Origin of the sequence: Bacillus cereus G9842 (genome assembly GCF_000021305.1) — a bacterium.
Classification (GTDB): Bacteria; Bacillota; Bacilli; order Bacillales; family Bacillaceae_G; genus Bacillus_A; species Bacillus_A thuringiensis_S.
This window is the reverse complement of record NC_011772.1, coordinates 2,127,992-2,144,986: the sequence shown is the minus strand read 5'-3', so window position 1 is coordinate 2,144,986 and position 16,995 is coordinate 2,127,992. Positions and strand designations below refer to the sequence as shown.

The following is a 16,995-nucleotide window of genomic DNA, read 5'->3' as shown; positions in this document are numbered from 1 at the left end:
CATACCTATGTGCGATTGTAAGCATGACGATTCCGTTCTATAATTTTGATCAATTTTATATTTTAATTAGTACGGCTTTTTCGAACACCCAGCTCCACCTAACTATTTTGCTTTACAGCCGAATTTTGAGGCGGAATTTTTACTGCTTTCGAATAGCTAGATAAATCTTTCACCCATATATTCATATCTTCCAACTTATCGAAAATGTAGCAATTATTCGCCAGTCTTCCTGTATACGTATAGCCTAATTGATGAAATGCAGCATTCATTCCGAAAGAAAGCGATCGAGCAATTGTATAGGAACAGAAAATAGATTTTTCTCGGAGCTCTTCCTCTAATTTAATTAGTAAACTTTTCATAAATCCATGTTTACGATATTCAGGTAAAGTAGCACAATTTGTTAATTCTGCATTCCCTTCTTTTATATTCATTTCTGCAGATGCTGTACTAATAATTTCCCCCTCAAATTCATACACGTAGTAAATTGTATCGTCTTCTTTCATCGTCTGTAATACATAACTCGCTTCATTTAAAGGTGTCGGATACACTTCAAATACTTTTCCGAATACAGTTGCTAATTCTTCTGCATCTTCTTCAGTCGCTTTTCTCAGCAGAAATTTCTCTGGAACTACTTTTTCTTTTATTTCTTTTCCTTTTACACCGCTTAATATAGTATCTTCCTCAGTCCAATGCATACTATTTCGTCTTTCATCATTATTATATTTCACAAAAAAGTATGCATCGTGTCCTTGAAAATAATGAGGTATCGTTGCTTCCAACAAAAAACCGAAAGAGAGCCATGTTGAAACATGCTCTCCCTTTCCTTTAATAATACATTTAGTGAAAGAATGTTTCTCTGCTAGTTCGTCAATTGTCTGTATAATACTTTCAACATTTCCTGTATAGTGGTCTACTCGGATACGTTTATTAAAATAATCTAAAACGCCTTCTACTGTATAACAATTCGTCTGTTCTCTAAAAGATTCATAGTATTTCATTTTTTCACCTCACACCAATCTAGTAATGTACATGCAATAATTTTTGCGGCAGCTATCATTTTATCAACTTCTATATACTCGTTTGGATAGTGTGCTACTTTTGTCTCTCCTGGACCAAATACTATAGTTGGTACACCTGAGATTTGTGTAAATAAACCTCCATCAGTCCCCCAAGGAGATGCTTCAATAATTGGTTCGTTCCCTTCGATTTCAACAAAGTTATGATGAAGTGCGGTAATAAGTTCATGATTTTCTTCTAATTCACCAGGAACCCATCTCGCTCCAAACCATTCTACTTCTACTGGATTTTCAACAAACCAATTGTCCACATCATTTAATTCAGCAATCCAATTCTCAAATTCTTCTTTTGCCGCCTCTATAGTCTCATTCGGCGCAACACCGCATCTTCCTTCTAAAATTAATTCATCGGGAACAGAACTTGGCCAACTCCCTCCTTCAATTTTCCCAATGTTAATTGGAATTGGAATCGGAATTCCTTTAAATAACGGATCTGTGATTCGACTATTTCTTTTCTCCTCTAGCTTTCTTACATGTTCTATAACAAACATACTTTTTTCAATTGCACTAACCCCTTCATAACGCGTTCCACCGTGTGCTGCTTTCCCTTTTACACGTAGACGAAACCACATGGAACCTTGTTGTTTCGGGAAAAACTTCATATTAGTAGGTTCTGGAATAATGACACCATCTGCCTTATATCCTCGTAATATAGTTGCTAATGTCCCTGCTCCGCCACTTTCCTCTTCTATTACACTTTGAAAATAGATGTCTCCTTTTAATTCAATGCTAGATTCAATAATCGCTTCCATCGCAAGCATGAGTGCGACATTTCCGCCTTTCATATCCGTCGTTCCACGGCCATATATACGATTTCCTATTCTCTCACCACTATAAGGATGATGTTCCCACTGATTCACATCCCCTTCCGGAACTACATCAATATGCCCATTTAATATCATAGATTTCCCGTCGCCACTTCCTTTTAAAGTTGCTACAATATTTGGGCTATCTGAAAAACTTGTACGGGGTGATACAAAATAAGGATGACCTTTCATTTTAGAAAAAGAAGGCTCCCAAATATCGAGGTCTAAACCTAATTCACGTAATTTTTCAATCACAATCGCCTGCGCACCGCTTTCATCACCAGATACGCTCTTTTCTTGAATTAATCGCTTTAAAAATTTCACACTTTCTTCTTCATGACTCTCAATATAATCACAAACTTGCTTTTTTAATTGCTCCACATATTACATCTCCCTTCATTCAATTACTAGTAAGTTAGAACTAATTTGAAAATCAGCTTCTGTATGTCGTTTTACATCTTCTACTGTGTATGGACTCATTAATTCTTGTAATATAAGTCCACTCGGAGTTACCTCCATGACCGCCATATCAGTAATAATTAAATCTACACATTTCTTTGAAGTTAATGGCAATGTACACTCTGAAACAATTTTTGCATTTCCATACTTATCAACATGATTCATCAAAACAACGACCCGCTTCGCTTTTTGTGCTAAATCCATTGCTCCACCAATGCCTGGAACACGTTTTCCAGGTACAATCCAGTTTGCTAAATCACCATTTTCACTTACCTGTAATGAACCAAGAATCGTTATATCTAGCAAACCTTTTCGAATCATACCAAACGCTGTACAGCTATCGAAATAACTCGCTCCTGTTATAAGAGAAGTTGGTAAACCTGCTGCGTTACACAAATTTTCATCTTCATTCCCTTTACTTGGTGTTGGTCCCATTCCGACGATTCCATTTTCCGCATGAAACATAACATTTATATCGTCAGGCAAATGATTTGGTACAAGCGATGGTATGCCAATACCTAAATTTACAATCATGCCATTTTGTATTTCTTTCGCCGCTCGCCTAGCAATCTTATCTCTCACTTCTACGCCCATACCCATTTCCAGTTCACTCCTTCCGACGGTACAATATAATTTACGAAAACACCTGGAACGACGATTTCCTCTGGATCTAAACTTCCTAGCGGGACTATTTCTTCTGCTTCTACAATTGTTATATCCCCAGCCATTGCTACGTGAGGATTCATATTTCGTGCACTTTTGTCAAAAACAAGGTTACCAAACGGATCTGACTTTTTCGCATATACAATTGAAACTTCAGCAGTTAATGCTGTTTCAACTAAATATGTCTTACCATTCATTTCAACCGTTCGTTTTCCCTCTTCCACAATCGTATCAACACCTACATCAACTAAAACACCACCAAGACCAACACCACCAGCACGAATGCGCTCTGCTAATGTTCCCTGCGGAGAAAACTCAATTTGTAATCTTCCCTCGTTTAGTTGCCTTCCTGCATTTGGGTTGGAGCCAATGTGAGAAGTAATTAGTGATTTAACTCTTTCATTTGTAACAAGACGACCGATACCTACATCAGGAAATCCAGTGTCATTTCCAACCAAATTTAAATTTGTAACGCCTTTTTCTAAAATTGCCTGTATTAAAGATGGAGGGGATCCAATCCCTCCAAATCCCCCAAACATTAATGTCATATCATCATGGAACAAAGAAATTACTTCCTCAATTTCTTTTAATTTACCGAATGTATTTGTAATAGTTGTCATGCGATACTATGCCCTCCTTTTTGCATCATCTCTTCCACACTTTTAGAGAAAATTGAAAGTAATTCATCTAACTCGGAATATGTAGTTGTCATTGGCGGTGCTACTAGCAGTGCACTATCTTCTTTTCCTGCTTGCCCTGAAACTGCTTGGTATAAAAGCAGGCCATTTTTAGCTGCAACCGAAATAAGCTCCGACGCTTTTGTAAACGGTTGCAATTCTACTCCAATTAGCAACCCTTTTCCGCGCACATCAGCAATGATTGTCGATTGTTGTTGAACTTTCTGTAAGCCTTTTATTAAATATTCTCCCTTTTCTGCTGTTTTTTCAGGGAGATTATGTTTCTCCATATATTCAATAACAGCTAAAGCCGTTGCTGCAGACAATGGATTTGCACTTAACGTATGACCGCTCATTACTGAACGTGATCCACGTAATATTGGTTCCATAACACGATCACTTACAACTGTCGCTGCCATCGGTGTATATCCCGCTCCTAGCCCTTTACCAAGTGTCATAATATCAGGTTCTACACCCCAATGCTCCATCGCAAACCATGCTCCCGTACGACCAAGCCCAGTCATTACTTCATCCGCAATAAATAAAATATCGTAATGGTTGCAAATATCTTTAATGACTTTATAATAGTCTTTTGGCGGAACAACCGCACCTCCAGCTGCTCCGATAATCGGCTCAGCAATAAAAGCAGCAATATGCTCTGCACCAATTCTTTCAATTGATCTTTCTAATTCAGTCGCACATGCCAGCTGACAAGTTGGATATACCTTTTGAACAGGACACCTGAAACAATATGGAGCTGGTATAGTCGGATAATCTTCCAAAATAGATACGAAACGTTGTCTACGTAGTGGGTGACCAGACATCGATAACGCACCCATCGTAATACCGTGATAACTCATCCATCTCGATAAAATTTTATGCTTACCTTGAATACCTCGCTCTTGAAAATGCTGAATTGCAATTTTCATAGCTGTTTCATTTGCTTCCGTACCACTATTTACAAAGAAACTCCAGTTCAAATCTCCTACACTTAAATCACTTAACTTCTTCGCTAATTTTTCAGCTGGTTCACTCGTAAACTGTGATCTATAAACAAAAGCAATCTCCTCAGCTTGCTTTTTAATAACGTCTGCAATCTCCTTTACGCCATGCCCAATACCTGCCGTAATTGCTCCTGACGAACCATCAAAATATTTATTACCATTTTGATCATACAAATAAACACCTTTTCCATGTGAAATCATTGGATACGGCTGACCAACAAGTGGTTTAATTAAGTAATCGCGCATAGCGCTCCCCCATTTCTCCAATTTGTATATATATATGAAGAAAATTGACGTTTCTTTCATAAAAAAGAATCCTCTGCAAAAGCAGTGAATTTATCAAAAAACTATTATAAAATATACAAATGAGTGCTTAAAAATACCTATAAAACAGAAAATTCAGAACTTAAAAATGAAGACCAACCCTTTTCTATACGCCCAAGTAACCCTCCCTTTTATATGAAATGACTACATCACCAAATGTTTTTATAGCATAATGCCAGCTGCCCTCAAATGCCGACATTCTGTACACTTCGACGGAACTCCCGTTAAACTCCTTCCTATTATCCTACTTTAAATTGCATATTTTAAAACAAATTTCGACAACGCTACACCTTTCTAATCAGTTCAGATTCATATTTAATATGTAAATTTTTCATTTTTAAACTATAAAAAAAGAACCGATTAACCACATTAATCAGTTCGTCATGACGCTCTCTTATGGGTTAATACTGTCAATTGCTAAAATAAATAGAAAAATCAAGTTTACAAATTCATCCTACAGCCTATAACACAAAACCTTTTCATAACTTCATTCACAATTACTATCAGGATATCCCTATCCCGAAGTGGCACCCCTTTCCTCAGATTCAAACTACCTTTCCTTTATAATTTATGTAGGACAATTATCACTTTGTATGTGTATTTGCCTATAATTAAAAAAAACCCTAGTTTTCTAGCGATTGCTGGACATGTATTCAATATGTTATTGAAATGCACTTTCAATTTGGCATTTATTTTACTTTCGTGCAATCATATGTACTGCTTTACTCTGCAAAATACTCGTAAGCACAAGCACCTCTTTATGACAACATATTTGTTGTAAATTTTTAATTTTCCCCTTTATAAAATCATTTTTTCGCATAACCGCTTTCTTGCTTCGCATATAATTTTAATGATGACAAAGGAGGAATGTTCATGTCTCAATCTGAAATTGAAAAATATGGACAAGAAGTTACGCAATACGAACAGCTCGCACGTTACTATCAGTTTCGTAATCCTAAAAAATATATAGAATTATATATGAAATATTGCGATGCACTTTCAAAACTTGTACAGGCGCATGAAACAAGGGATTCACAAGAAGCTACTTTACCGTCACATATAAGAATTTTTCATGCCGATCCAAATATACCGGCGGTTGACATTTTAGTAAACGGACAAAAAGTTATTAAAAATATTTCATTTAAGCAATTCAGCCCTTATTTATCATTAGTACAAGGTAAATACCGTATAGATATTGTCCCTGTCGGAAATGAAACTCCAATCTTTTCAGCATTGGTACCAATAATGGGAAATCATACTTATACTCTTGCTGCAATAAATAGTGATAATCACCTACAATTACAACCTATACTTGATAATACACATTTACCAGCTGGTCAAGCCAAAATACGCTTTGCACATTTCTCTCCAGATACCCCTGTTGTAAATGTCGATTTAAAAGATGGAGATCATTTATTTGAAAATGTACTCTTTAAACAGATAACAGATTTTTTGCAAGTTAGCCCCGGTACAGCGGATATTGAAATTTCACTCGCAAATAATAAAAACGTTTTATTGACTATACCGAAATTCAATGTTGAACCAAATGTTATTTATACAATTTCAATAGTAGGTTATTCAACTAAAGATCCTAAATTAGAAGCCGTTATACTCACAAATTAAAACAGCCTACACCATTCATTTGGTGTAGACTGTTTATTTTTGAAATGCAATTTGAAATTCTGTCCAATCGTTATCTGATCGACACATAATGGACCCATTATGTTTTTCCACAATTTGTTTACATACAAATAAGCCAATACCAGTTCCTAACTTTTTAGTAGTTACAAACGGTTCAAAAATCGTTTCTACATTTTCAGCTGGAATCATTGGTCCATTATTTTTTATCACAATTCGAATAGCTTGATCTTCTTCAAATACATCAATGATAATTTTTCGTTCTTCTTTCATTGATTCAAGAGCATCAATTGAATTCATTAATATGTTCAAAAAATACTTGTCTCACTTCACTTCGATAACCAACAAGCGGAATTGGATACGGTAAATTCTTTTCAATTGAAACATTCGCATTGACCAAACTCGGATATAAGAATTGTATAATGTCTTGAAACAAGTCATTAAGCCAAAACCGTTCCGATTCATTCCACATTTCTTTTTTCGATACGAGTAAAAATTGCGAAATACGAAAATTTAATTGATCTAATTCATGCGAAATAATATCTAAATACGATAAACTCGGATGATCTGCCTTTAATAGTTTGACAAATCCCATAATGGAAGTAAGCGGATTACGAAATTCATGTACAAAACTAGCTGACATTTGCCCTAAAATCGTCAGCCTTTCTTTATGTGTTTCATTAATATATTGCTGTTTTTCCTCTAAATTCTTCGATATAATTTCCGAGTATTTTAAAACGGTATAATAAATTAATTTGTCAAAACAAGTATGTATTTTTGCCATAATTGGTTTCAATTCACGAGCGCTAACATCTAATTCACACATCGCTTCGAAAAGTTCATTTCTTCCCACGTTTGCGTTATAAACAAAATCTCCAATATTCGCATCTGCTCCAGCACGTTCAATAGCAATTTTCTCGCATAACGGTTGAAGATAATTTATATCTTTATCTTCCATAGTAAGTTCGATAATCAACTCTAGTAAATCCTCTCCATTTTGAACTACTTCTAGTTTAAATGGATCTTTTTCGGAAATTATCATTTTGTTTTTCCAGTTCTCTACGAATTGGTGCCTATTGTTTTTCAAGTGTGAACAAAATATTTCTTTAATATCCTTATCGATTGGAAAAACCTCCATTCCCTCCATTTCCATACGACGAATACCCTTTATATTTTGAATATTAACACAAAAAAGATGATTCGTTAATAGATTTTTGTCACATTTTGTTAATTTCTGTTGATAAAATTATTTTTTTCTTTCTTATTTAACTAATTGTATGCAAATACCCTTTTTCCTTCACACATTTTCATTATTTCCGTAGTCAACACGACTTTTTTTTGCATCATTTTTAATTCTTGCGTACAATAGAAAATGAAAGGTGTGAAAAATATGGTAAATAAAAATGTGGAAGATTATCTCCAAGAAGGCATTTACGGCCAAAAGCAAAACAAACCAGAAGAACGTAATATGTATTTAACTACATTACGTGAGCGTGTAGAAATCGCTTTAACGATCGGTCAAGTAATGCAAAGTAATGTATACTCTGAAGTGGCGGGTAGCATGCGCTCTTCTCAATCATTACAACTCCTCCTAAATGGTGGCATTGCTTACCCACATTTATCAAAATACATTAAATTAGCAAACGAAAAAAATGTTCCTTTTACAATTGTTCAAAATAAAGATACAAAAACACCAATCGGTTTAGTATTAACTCATGCTACTGCTGTAGATAAAGAACAAATTTATGTAGAAGATACTATTTTCAAACAAGAAATGAAGTAAAAGTTACACTTAATTAAATAGTTACTAGAAGCGTAAAAAACGAGTATGGAATCGTAAACATTTCCTACTCGTTTTTTTAGCGCAAAGTTTAAGTTTTTCTAATTTATTTTTTAATACATACTAATTTCATTTCTGTCATTTCTTCTATTGCATATTTAATTCCTTCGCGCCCCGTGCCACTTTCTTTCACACCACCATAAGGCATATGATCTACTCTGAACGTTGGAATATCATTAATCATGACACCACCAACCTCTAACTCATCGATTGCACGCATTGCTTTAAATAAATTATTTGTAAATACTCCTGCCTGTAAGCCGTAACGCGAATTATTTACTTGCTCAATCGCTTCATCAAATTCTTTAAATGTATTTACTGTCATGAGTGGACCGAATACTTCTTGGCACTGCACAGATACATGATTTGGAACATTTGTTAATACAGTCGGTTCAAAAATTCTTGCATCCCGCTTCTTACCACCGTGTAAAATAGTTGCTCCTTCCTCGATTGCTTCTTGAACCCACATATCAATTCGCTCTACATCTTTTTTTGAAATTAAAGCTGATACATCCGTTTCTTCAAGCAGTGGATCACCAACAACTACTGATTCCATCGCTTTCTTTAGCTTCGAAAGAAATTCATGCATTTTCGTTTCATGTACAAAAACACGTTGTACGGAAATACAAACTTGCCCATTATTAACAAATGCTCCCCATTTTACACGTTCAATGATTTCATCTGTTAACTCTACATCTTCATCAATTATAACAGCAGCATTTGATCCTAGTTCTAACGTAACTCGTTTTAACCCAGCCTTTTGTTTTATTCCGATTCCAACTTTTGGACTTCCGGTAAAAGTAATAGAAGCAACATAATCATTTTTAACGATTGCCTCACCCACCGTGGAGCCAGGACCAGAAATGATATTTAAAGCTCCATTTGGCAATCCTGCCTCTTCAAATAACTCAACTAATGCATAAGATGATAATGGCGTTTGATCAGCTGGCTTTAACACAACTGTATTTCCGGCAGCAATTGCAGGTCCAACTTTATGCGCAACTAAATTTAATGGGAAATTAAATGGTGTAATAGCCCCTATTACACCAATCGGCTTTCGGATTGTATATGCAATACGCCCATCCGCACCAGGTGCGGCGTCTAATGGCAATGTCTCACCATATATACGCTTCGCTTCTTCAGCTGCAAATTTGTATGTTTGAACAGTACGATCCACTTCTCCCCTAGCAGCACGTATTGGTTTTGCAGCTTCTTTTGCAATAATCTCTGCAAATTCTTCTCTTCTTTCATCCATTTTTTGTGCAACCTTCTCTAAAATAATCGCACGATCATATGCGGATAATTTATTCATTTTTGTCATTGCATTTTTTGCAGCAATAACAGCCTCTTTTACATCTTCTTCCGTTCCTTGTGCAATTTCTGCTAATATTTCTTCAGAATATGGTGCGTATAATGGTTTATACGTGTTTACAGATTTCCAATCTCCATTTATATATAAATGCTTTTTCATACTTCTTCTCCTTCCAAATATATGTATACAACAATAATTCACCTAGTGAAAGGTCTGGCTTATGTCATTGTATCATAGCCCCTATCCCTCAAAAAACATTATGCTCAAAAAAACTCTGCTATTTAGCAGAGTTTACGAGCTAATTTGCTCTTGTAATGAAATTTGTTTTTCATCTTCTAAAATAACAATCGATTCTACTATCTTTGTAACTTCCAATCTTTTTATATAGTGTCCATCTAATTCTTTCACACAAAACTTATAATTTTCAATTTCAATGGAATCCTCTTCAGCAATCTCTATATTCTTCGTTAAAATCCAACCACCAATTGTATCAACACCATCATCATCAATCCCTAAACCAAATAACGTATTCACTTCACTAACAAGTACTTTTCCCTCTAGTATCGTCTTCGTTTCACTAACTTGTTGAATTTCTGGCTGCTCATCCGTATCAAACTCATCCTGAATATCTCCAACAATTTCTTCCAGAATATCTTCAACAGTAACAAGTCCAGATGTCCCACCATATTCATCTATCAATATAGCAATATGTGTTCTTTCTTTTTGCATTTTTAAAAACAAATCATGAATTGGGATAGAATCGATAACTAAAATAATTGGTCTCATATATTGCTCTACTGTCTTTTTATTAACAACTTTATGTTGTACAAACTCAGTAAAAATATCTTTAAAATTCACAAAACCTATTACGTGGTCTTTATCGCCATCAACAACTGGATACCTTGTATATTTTTCACGAGACATTTTTTGCAAAGCTTCTTCAGCAGGCATTTCTTTACTTATAATATTCATTTCGGTTCGAGGTACCATTATTTCTTTTGCAATCCGATCATCAAATTCAAAAATTTTATTTACATATTTATATTCAGATTGATTAATTTCACCATTTTTATAACTCTCTGAAACTAACAACCGTAATTCTTCTTCTGAATGAACCTCATCATGCCCCTTCGGCGGTTTCAACCCTAGCAGCTTCGTAATGATTCGAGCTGAACCATTTAATATCCAAATAAATGGGAATGCAATACGATAAAAGAAAATTAACGGCTTAGAAACAAGCAAACTTACTTGTTCAGATTTTTGAATTGCAAATGTTTTTGGGGCCAATTCCCCTATTACAACATGTAAAAAAGTAATTAAAAAAAATACTAAAATTACAGCAAAAATGTCTGCTAGTTGAGTAGAGATATTCCAATTTGCAAAAAGCGTATCAAACATTTGCTTTAACGCAGGTTTACCAAACCACCCAATTCCTAAAGCTGTAACAGTAATTCCTAGCTGACAAGCAGATAAATATTCGTCTAAGTTTGTAATGACTGTTTTGACCGATGTTGCACGATTATTTCCTTCTGCAATTAAATAGTCAATTCGTGAACTTCTCACTTTAACAATTGCAAATTCTGCTGCAACGAAAAATGCCGTTAAGGCAATTAAAACAATCACTATACTTATACTATATATGTCCAAATACTTTTCCTTACTTACATTGTAAGCAAGGAAGCCACCTCCTACTTAATTATATTCAAGTGAAGTAAGCATTCTAATACTCTAACAAAATTCTACATTAGCAACCACCTTTTTATATATTATATGCATACATAAAAAAGATATTTATCATTATGATAATCTAATTCATTTACACTAGTCAAATTATTCTAAATGTTACGATAAAACTTTTTTATTTAAACGAACTATTCTTCTCAACTCAATTTCGTGAAAAAACACTTTCTTTGCCGATTCCACACTTCTTTTGTCGCACTAGAAGGGAACTTACTTCATAGCTCGAAATCATTCAACAGGATATATATAGGAGGGATTATTTTGGAATATAAAACACCATTTATCGCAAAAAAATTAGGTGTTAGCCCAAAGGCTGTTGTCCGGATCGCGCAACAATTAAATCTTACGATAGAAAAAAACAAATATGGCCACTTTATTTTCACACAAGATGATGTCGATCAAATGTTAGAACACCATCTATTTCAAATAGAGCAGTCTCAAAATCCTCAACCTACTCAAAAGGCTTCCTCAAATGAGGTTGAAGAATTAAAAACTCAAGTCAATACAATTGTTCAAAACATATCATCGAATGATTTTGAGCAATTAGCTAATCAATTAAACACTATTACAAGAAGGCTCGATCGAATGGAAGAACAAATGCAAGATAAGGCAAATGATGTCGTCACGTACCAACTTTTACAACACCGTCGTGAAATGGAGGAAATGTTAGAGCGAATTCAAAAGTTAGAAGCTGCGCTAACGAAAGAAGAACCCATTTATATTACTCCTGATTCAAAACCAACATACGAACGAGAAAAGAAACCGAAGCGCCGCAAAATGATTTTTAGTATATTTGGATTATAATTTTTAGACCCTTATTAAAATAATAAGGGTCTTTTTTAATGAAGAGTTATATCTTATAAAAATATTATTCTCTTTATTATACATATTCACTTCGTTTTATTTCGTTAACATAATATTTTTACTGTATTCTGCAATTAATGCCTGTGCATGAGCATTCCCTTGAATCACATCACGAAATTCTTTTAAAGAATACAAATGCGTAACCCCTTTTCGAGCATGAATTCTTACTGGTACACCTTGTAAAGTATCATGAAACTGAAATGGATTATCTATCGGTTCAATTGGAAAACCGAGTGTAAGTAAATACATATACATTCTTTTTGTCACTGCTGCAATGTACCATTCAGCTTTTGTTTCTAACGCATGTATAAATAAAATAGCTGTTAACCTTTTGAAATGTCCTCTCCCACGAGATGTTTTCGAAATACTTAACTTGCCTATTTCATACACATTCTTCAAATCTTTTACTAAATCATTTTTAGAAAACGGATAGAAAAACTCAGAATTTGATTGTTCAGGTACCGTATACTTAATACATTCTACTGTACCAATAGGATGTTCATCTTCTATTAATAAAAATCGTGATGGATTTAAATTACGTTCTACAAACATTAAGTTTCTTTCTTCACAAAAATCTCCCCATAGTTGCTCGAACCCAAAATGTTCTTCCTTTGTTTGAACACGCTGGAACATATTTAACCGCCTTTCCCATCGCCGCTCTGTTTTTGATAACGCTTTCACTATCTATCATATAAGAACAAATCTTCGTATGCAACTAAAAATATTTATGACTTATTATATTCTGCAAAGTGAATTAGATTCCAATTTAATCGACTTTTATCCCGCGCTCACATTCCTTTTAATAACACATTCGTATCACTTTTCAAACCTAAATTACATTATGTTTCTTTCCATACAGCATATAATTCTTCTTAATCTAAAAAAATCCTTTATGAAAAAGGATTTCTTTTACTTCTGAATGCTTTTTAACCATTTTTCAAAAATTTGTACCATCCCATGTTTTCCAGCTAATTTCTCTTCCCCTTGTTTCGTCTTATATGGATATAACTGCAAGAAAACACCGCATCCAGACTCAATTTTTTTACTATGCATATGGCTTCCTGGATATACACAAATGACTTCATAAATTGACCTTCGATAATAGACTCGCTTTCCATCCTGTTCTTCTACATACTTTATAGACCAGTACTTATACATTTGCTCAGTTGCTTTTGTATTTCCGACATGCTGAAAAATATTGTACATTGGACTGTATTTCACTTCAATAATAATAGAAGATTTATATACGTAGTTCCCATCTTCTTTTACATAACAGTCTAAGCGAATATCTGGCTTCTTCGTATCCTCACCATTGTAAAAATTACTACCTTTACTTAATGCAATAAGAGGATGTGTTTCAATTAAATCATTAAATGCGACATGCACCTTTATATCATCTCGTTCTAAAACTACTGTCGTTCCATCTTGTAATCCATCTACATAAAAATGTTCTTGTATTTGTTCACGAATTGAGTTTCTAGCCTCAAAACCAATTTGCTCTAAAATTGAAATAACGATAAAAAAAGCGTAATATTCATACACTAAAAACGTTGGCTTATAAACAAATAATAACGATGGAGATTGATCCGTATATTGCGGGAGTACTTCTAAATGATGTAGTAATTGTTGATGTGGTATCGGTAAATCATGTAAGTTCATGTTACTTGTTTCAGTAACTTCCATCCAAAACGAAGAGTGCATTAACATTTGAAAGTATTGTACATTTTCATGCACGATATGCGCCAATATTTTATATTCTTGTATTTTCATTGAGCTCTTTCGTAAATCGGCTTCTTTTAGTAAATGTATATTTTTATATTTTTGCTTCTCTCTATCGGTTACCGATCCATTTCGCTCAATTGTTTGTATAATCGTTTTTACGGCTTGAAACTCTTCTGATTTTTTCTTTTTTTCTCTTTCTAAGATTTCAATTGTTTGACGTAAAAAACTTTTAGCTTCAATTAAATAATGATAAAATTGCATCGCTTTATATTTAAGAAATGCATTTTCCTTACTATTTTTTTGTTCCATAAACTTACGATTATAATTTTTGGCATAAGGTTTTCTTTCTGCCACTATAGTTCCTCTTCTTGTTGGCTTTCGCTCTTTTCCTTCCCATTTATATGCATTTATAAATTTTGAACTTGATTCTATTTTCTTAAAGATTTGCTTTATCATTTTCATTTTTTGGGGTAACTTTCTAAGCAACACTAAATAAGAAGAATCCTCAATATCGCTAAGTGCAGAGAAAGTCTTTTTATAATAACCTCTATCCAAAATCAACTCATTTAAAATTGACTTCACATAGTCTTGAATCATTTCAAATTGATCATCAAAAAAGTTTTTCGGTACGATTTGAAAAGCGCCATAATACGTTGTATCTTCTATGCGCACTTCAAAATGGTATAAACCGCAGCGCCATGGATAAAAGAATTCTGTTTTCCCATGTTCATATATTAATACTCTTTGTTTTTTTTCATTTATTTCATATTGAGCCTCTTTTATATTTTTCTGTCCCTCATATACTTTATTCCATATAAAAGTAATATTCATTGGGATTTCATAATTATACTGCAATCTAATTGGTTTTAATTCTTGTACTTTATAAATACATTGAACCAATGCTGTAGTAGATGTACAAAGACGATTTAATAAAATATAATCTCCTTTCCCCTCATTTCCAATGATTAACTTTAATACAAAAGGGAGCGTTTCATTCGTATCAACGATTTTTGTTTCGTAACGCCCTTCATTTTGCATATCCATACAGCTCCAGTTCCCTACGTTTTTCTCGTATATATGCTAAAGAATGTTCAAATGTAGATACTCTGTTTGCAAGTGCAGATTGCAAAAGAGGTACTAAGGTCGCTCCCCTTTTTGCTTCTTCAGAAAGTAAAGACCCAACCATCATTTCGGTCCCTCTGATTTTCGTTAATACACGCTGCTTTATTTGTAAATCAAACCCCTCTTCTCTACTGATCATATAGGTATGGTTATTTTGGAACGGTATGTTTTGCAAATAAGTCGCAATTGCATTTGCACATCGGAAAGAAATTCCCTTAGACGCATCATGTGATGACAATACGACATGCAACTTATCTAATAGCTCTAATTCTTCTTCAGAAAACACTTCAATCATCGCTTTATTTCTCATCCAATTTATCCGAAATTCTCCCGCTGTTACTTTCAAAGGTGGGTGTAATACGACTTTCCCCTGTTCCATGCCCATCTCACAAAACGGAATTTTCTGTAACGTTATTAGGTTCGTTCGGTCTAATAATCGATCGGAGAGCTCTTTCGTTGTTTCATCAAAATTCACAGTACCTACAAATATAATATTTTCTCCAATTTCAATTGTTGATGGAATTGAATTCTCAATGTCCTGAACACCCTCATACAAGTTTAAAATACGATTTTTTGTTTCAAGTTGAAGAACAGAGAGAAATGGAGTAAACCAATGCTCAATATGAGACATGTTCATTTCATCAAAAACGATTATATACAGTTGATTTTGATTTTCTTTCGCCTTCATTAACGTCCTAACTAACTTCGTTTCACTTTCAATAAAAGTACCATTCGGATGAAGGTAACCAAGTAAATCATGTGGTTCTTGATACGATGGCGAAATTGGAATCCAAACCAATTCCTCCCCATACTGTAACCCTAATGCTTCTGCATAAGTTTGCACAAAACGTGATTTCCCAACGCCCGGTATACCACCAAGAATCGTTAACATATTTGTTTTTACACTTATATGGAAATTATAAATATCCGTTTCATCCAAATATAGCCCTTTATTATGCACCATACTTTGTACATACTGTAAAAAGGACGATTCACGCTCATCCCATTCCCATTCCTCTTTTTGCACTTTTATATCCTCTACTTCAACTATCTTACCTTCTTCATGCATTCGTTTTTTTAATTGCTCATACACATGATCACTTACAAAATATAATTGATCTTCTACCGCTATTTCTACATACTTCGTCCAGTCACTGCAGTTTATATATTTACATTCCCGTTTCTGTTCAAAATATGCGATTGAGCTAATTGATGACTTTAAGGATATGTTTCCATACAGTCTTCCATCATGCCACAATAATTCGGGAGGCTCAAAGTCTTTCGGAAATTTTGGCATAAGAAATGATAAATAACCGTTGCTAAGTTTTCGTTCTAAAGACTCTCTTTTTTTATTATTTGTAACTTTAGGTGCAGGAATCATTTTATAGCTGCTTGCTATTTCTTTCGGTTCTTCTGTACATATTAACTCCACGTATACATTTCCTCTTTCATAATAAAGACGAAACATCACTAATTGCTTTTCTAATTTCCTCTTCTTTAATTCCGAAAAGATTTTTTCATTCTTTTTATTACTACATACCCCTTCAAATACATATGGTTCATTTGCAAATTGTTCCTGTAAAGTGAATGGTATTGGCGATAAGCATTGTACAAAGAAATTCTCTCCACTCTTCTCTTTCTCAGCTTTTGTAAATTTCCCTAAAAATCTCATATAGTACATTCGTTTTATAAAACTTGGCTGAAGAGCTTTATGTAATCTCACCTTAGTCACCTTCTTTTTTCATACT

At 34.1% G+C, this 16,995-nt stretch carries 13 protein-coding genes and 1 pseudogene; 3 read left to right on the top strand and 11 right to left on the bottom strand.

The features are described from left to right. Positions 1-98: 98 nt before the first annotated feature. Genes ablB through BCG9842_RS10785 form a run of 5 tightly spaced genes read right to left on the bottom strand, consistent with a single transcriptional unit; the run spans position 99 to position 4,931 of the window. A complete protein-coding gene (gene ablB, locus BCG9842_RS10805; protein WP_000878599.1) occupies positions 99-998 on the bottom strand; it encodes a putative beta-lysine N-acetyltransferase in 900 nt (299 codons plus the stop codon). Next, positions 995-2,263 (bottom strand): peptidase, encoded by a 1,269-nt coding sequence (locus BCG9842_RS10800; protein ID WP_000436696.1) that lies wholly within the window; start codon positions 2,261-2,263, stop codon positions 995-997. The genes ablB and BCG9842_RS10800 overlap by 4 nt, the downstream gene beginning before the upstream one ends. A 15-nt stretch (positions 2,264-2,278) precedes the next feature. Then, positions 2,279-2,941 carry a CoA transferase subunit B gene (locus BCG9842_RS10795; protein ID WP_000525269.1) on the bottom strand — a complete coding sequence of 221 codons (663 nt, stop codon included), beginning with the start codon at positions 2,939-2,941 and terminating at the stop codon, positions 2,279-2,281. Then, positions 2,926-3,624, bottom strand: coding sequence for an acetate CoA-transferase subunit alpha (gene atoD / locus BCG9842_RS10790; protein ID WP_000208111.1), 699 nt, complete (start codon positions 3,622-3,624; stop codon positions 2,926-2,928). The genes BCG9842_RS10795 and atoD overlap by 16 nt, the downstream gene beginning before the upstream one ends. After that, positions 3,621-4,931 (bottom strand): aspartate aminotransferase family protein, encoded by a 1,311-nt coding sequence (locus tag BCG9842_RS10785; protein WP_001205879.1) that lies wholly within the window; start codon positions 4,929-4,931, stop codon positions 3,621-3,623. The genes atoD and BCG9842_RS10785 overlap by 4 nt, the downstream gene beginning before the upstream one ends. Positions 4,932-5,882: 951 nt before the next feature. Between BCG9842_RS10785 and BCG9842_RS10780 the strand changes: the two genes are divergently transcribed. After that, a complete protein-coding gene (locus BCG9842_RS10780; protein WP_000083279.1) occupies positions 5,883-6,632 on the top strand; it encodes a DUF4397 domain-containing protein in 750 nt (249 codons plus the stop codon). Between the two features lie 33 nt (positions 6,633-6,665). On the opposite strand, the pseudogene BCG9842_RS10775 reads toward BCG9842_RS10780, so the two are convergent. Beyond that, positions 6,666-7,800: pseudogene (locus tag BCG9842_RS10775) on the bottom strand (BA2291 family sporulation histidine kinase). Between the two features lie 237 nt (positions 7,801-8,037). On the opposite strand from BCG9842_RS10775, the gene BCG9842_RS10770 reads away from it, so the two are divergent. Then, positions 8,038-8,430 carry a YueI family protein gene (locus BCG9842_RS10770; protein ID WP_000247560.1) on the top strand — a complete coding sequence of 131 codons (393 nt, stop codon included), beginning with the start codon at positions 8,038-8,040 and terminating at the stop codon, positions 8,428-8,430. Between the two features lie 103 nt (positions 8,431-8,533). Here the strand turns inward: BCG9842_RS10770 and BCG9842_RS10765 are convergent, their stop codons facing one another. Together BCG9842_RS10765 and BCG9842_RS10760 are read right to left on the bottom strand one after the other, a co-directional pair. Further along, positions 8,534-9,958 carry an aldehyde dehydrogenase family protein gene (locus BCG9842_RS10765; RefSeq protein WP_000716436.1) on the bottom strand — a complete coding sequence of 475 codons (1,425 nt, stop codon included), beginning with the start codon at positions 9,956-9,958 and terminating at the stop codon, positions 8,534-8,536. Positions 9,959-10,090: 132 nt separating this feature from the next. Then, positions 10,091-11,446 (bottom strand): hemolysin family protein, encoded by a 1,356-nt coding sequence (locus BCG9842_RS10760; protein WP_000356246.1) that lies wholly within the window; start codon positions 11,444-11,446, stop codon positions 10,091-10,093. 354 nt (positions 11,447-11,800) lie between these two features. Here BCG9842_RS10760 and racA point away from each other — a divergent pair, with 354 nt between their 5' ends. Then, complete coding sequence (gene racA, locus BCG9842_RS10755; protein ID WP_000456012.1) at positions 11,801-12,343, top strand: chromosome-anchoring protein RacA; 543 nt, start codon at positions 11,801-11,803, stop codon at positions 12,341-12,343. Positions 12,344-12,439: 96 nt separating this feature from the next. Here the strand turns inward: racA and BCG9842_RS10750 are convergent, their stop codons facing one another. The 3 genes from BCG9842_RS10750 to BCG9842_RS10740 all read right to left on the bottom strand — a co-directional run bounded on the left by BCG9842_RS10750 (position 12,440) and on the right by BCG9842_RS10740 (position 16,970). Next, positions 12,440-13,036 carry a hypothetical protein gene (locus BCG9842_RS10750; RefSeq protein ID WP_000487795.1) on the bottom strand — a complete coding sequence of 199 codons (597 nt, stop codon included), beginning with the start codon at positions 13,034-13,036 and terminating at the stop codon, positions 12,440-12,442. Between the two features lie 276 nt (positions 13,037-13,312). Continuing rightward, a complete protein-coding gene (locus BCG9842_RS10745; RefSeq protein ID WP_001178726.1) occupies positions 13,313-15,163 on the bottom strand; it encodes a hypothetical protein in 1,851 nt (616 codons plus the stop codon). Continuing rightward, positions 15,153-16,970, bottom strand: coding sequence for an AAA family ATPase (locus BCG9842_RS10740; RefSeq protein ID WP_001236574.1), 1,818 nt, complete (start codon positions 16,968-16,970; stop codon positions 15,153-15,155). Before BCG9842_RS10740 ends, BCG9842_RS10745 begins: the two co-directional genes overlap by 11 nt. Positions 16,971-16,995 lie beyond the last annotated feature (25 nt).